This is a genomic window from Elusimicrobiota bacterium, from assembly GCA_040757695.1.
Lineage (GTDB): Bacteria > Elusimicrobiota > UBA8919 > UBA8919 > UBA8919 > JBFLWK01.
This window is the reverse complement of the sequence record JBFLWK010000186.1, coordinates 1-1,981: the sequence shown is the minus strand read 5'-3', so window position 1 is coordinate 1,981 and position 1,981 is coordinate 1. Positions and strand designations below refer to the sequence as shown.

The following is a 1,981-nucleotide window of genomic DNA, read 5'->3' as shown; positions in this document are numbered from 1 at the left end:
TTTCCACATAAGTAATAAATAGATAGTAAAATTATGATATAATAACTAAGTTATATTATAGTTTGTTTGAGGAATAATATGGCTGGTAAACCAATAAATGCAAAAATAATTAAAGGTGGCATTAATAAAGTTGAAGAAATGGTGAGACAAGAGAAAGATCCAAAGGTTAAAGAAAGATTACAAGCGGTCCTGTGGAGAATGCAAAAGGTACAACCATCAGAAATAGCAAGAAGATTAAATCGAGAACCAAATACTATTTCAAGATGGCTCACAAAATGGAATAAGCAAGGCTACGAAGGCTTATTAGACAAAACTAAACCCGGAAGGCCCACAATACTCAGCTTGGATGAACAGCAAAAAGTAATAGAAATTGTTGAGAATAGAAAACAAGGAAGAATTACAAGTAAGATTATATCTATAAAGATAAAAGAAAAATTTAATAAAGAAATATCAAAAGAAAGAGTTAGGGTTTTCCTTAATAAATCTGGCTTAAGCTGGAAAAAACCTCAAAAAGAGGACTATAGAAAAGATGAAGAAAAAAGAAAAAATTTTATTAGTGAACTAGAAAAAAAAAGTATATAAATTAGATGAAAAAACAATGATATGGTTTGCAGATGAAGTATTTTTTCACTTAGATGGCTCTTTATCATATGATTGGATGCCAAAAAATACTCGAAAAGTTATTAAAACAAATGGATCAAAGCTTAAAGATTGTGTTCTTGGAGTAATTCAACCAGAAGATGGTATTTCATTTTTTCTACAAACAGAATGGATTGATGCACTTGTTTTTTCTGCATTTTTGAACGAATTATCTAAATATTATCCGGATAATAAACATTTCATCATACTTGATAATGTTGCTTATCATAAATCAGATTTTACGCAGCATTCAAAAAAGTATTTAATTGTCTAGGTTTTAATTTCCTAACCTTATGTAAAAACTCCTGGTGAGCGGCTTCTACGCTTTTGTTTGGATATTTTTTTCTTAAGTATGAATATGCTTCTAAACAGCAAATTATATGATTTTTTTGAGCTTTCAAGCTCCTTGAAGAGCATTGATCAAGATGAAGAAAACTTTTTAAGTCTCTAAATATTGTCTCAATAACCCATCTTCGCTGATACAACTTCCAGGCTTTGACTGAATTTAGTAGTTCAAGAATATTGGTTAATATGTATCGATCACCGTTTTTGATGATTTGTACTGTATGATTAACCTTTTTAAGCTTACCAAATCTGCCATTTGCACCTAAAAATTTGTAATCCTTTATATGCATTTTCTTATATATAATTTTCTTATCATCACCGGTTTTGCATTGGTTTTCCAGCTCATTTAGTTCTGTATTGAATATTCTTTTACCATTAGCAAGTGTAATGTATTTCCACTGAAACTTTTCAAGTAAATTTAATGTCTCATGAGCATTATACCATTTATCAAATATTACACATTCAGGGGATAAATTATTTTCTTTAAGCTTAATTAAGTATTCTCTAATTAGTTCATTTTTTGTTTTAACTCCTTTTTGCCATATTATTATATCTAATATATCGATCTTTTCTTTATATACATATATTACAAGAATGAAACATAGGCCCCAAACTACTTTATTATCTGATGATGAATATACATAACTACAATTTTCAATTATTTTGCTATATTTTTTGGGTATAACTGTGTCATCAAAAATAATTACGCCTTTTTTAGGTAGCTTTTTAAGGTTAGTGCTACATTTTAAATTTGCTTTAATCAGAAATCTTGTCAATTTATCATGGCTTGTAAAAGGTAAACTTTTTGCACCTTTTACACAATTAAACTTGCCTTCTTGACCCAAGAGTGCTAATCTATAGGAATTCTTATTATACATGTTCTTATACTATCAGATTGTTCACAAGAACAAAAGGGGTATAAGAACTTTTTTTAAGCTTTTATTTTAAATTGCGTAATTCCTGTTTTAAACACAAAGGATTAAAAAGGTTCTTTTAT

Annotated in this window: 3 protein-coding genes; 2 read left to right on the top strand and 1 reads right to left on the bottom strand. The window is 28.4% G+C overall.

Translation table 11 applies throughout. From position 1 onward, the window contains the following. The first annotated feature begins 78 nt into the window (after positions 1-78). Together AB1349_13960 and AB1349_13955 are read left to right on the top strand one after the other, a co-directional pair. The gene (locus AB1349_13960; GenBank protein ID MEW6558431.1) at positions 79-582 is read left to right on the top strand and encodes a helix-turn-helix domain-containing protein; all 504 of its coding nucleotides are present in this window, start codon (positions 79-81) and stop codon (positions 580-582) included. Positions 583-598: 16 nt separating this feature from the next. Next, positions 599-913, top strand: a complete 315-nt coding sequence (locus AB1349_13955; protein ID MEW6558430.1) for a transposase — start codon at positions 599-601, stop codon at positions 911-913. On the opposite strand, the gene AB1349_13950 is transcribed toward AB1349_13955, so the two are convergent. Further along, entirely contained in the window at positions 879-1,862 is a 984-nt protein-coding gene (locus AB1349_13950; GenBank protein ID MEW6558429.1) for a transposase, read from the bottom strand. The two genes, AB1349_13955 and AB1349_13950, sit on opposite strands and share 35 nt — an antisense overlap. Positions 1,863-1,981: the final 119 nt, after the last annotated feature.

What these genes read in the sequence shown, in the direction of transcription:
- AB1349_13960 (MEW6558431.1), top strand. Translation starts at nt 79, where the DNA reads ATGGCTGGTAAACCAATAAATGCAAAAATAATTAAAGGTGGCATTAAT.
- AB1349_13955 (MEW6558430.1), top strand. Translation starts at nt 599, where the DNA reads ATGATATGGTTTGCAGATGAAGTATTTTTTCACTTAGATGGCTCTTTA.
- AB1349_13950 (MEW6558429.1), bottom strand. Translation starts at nt 1,862, where the DNA reads ATGTATAATAAGAATTCCTATAGATTAGCACTCTTGGGTCAAGAAGGC.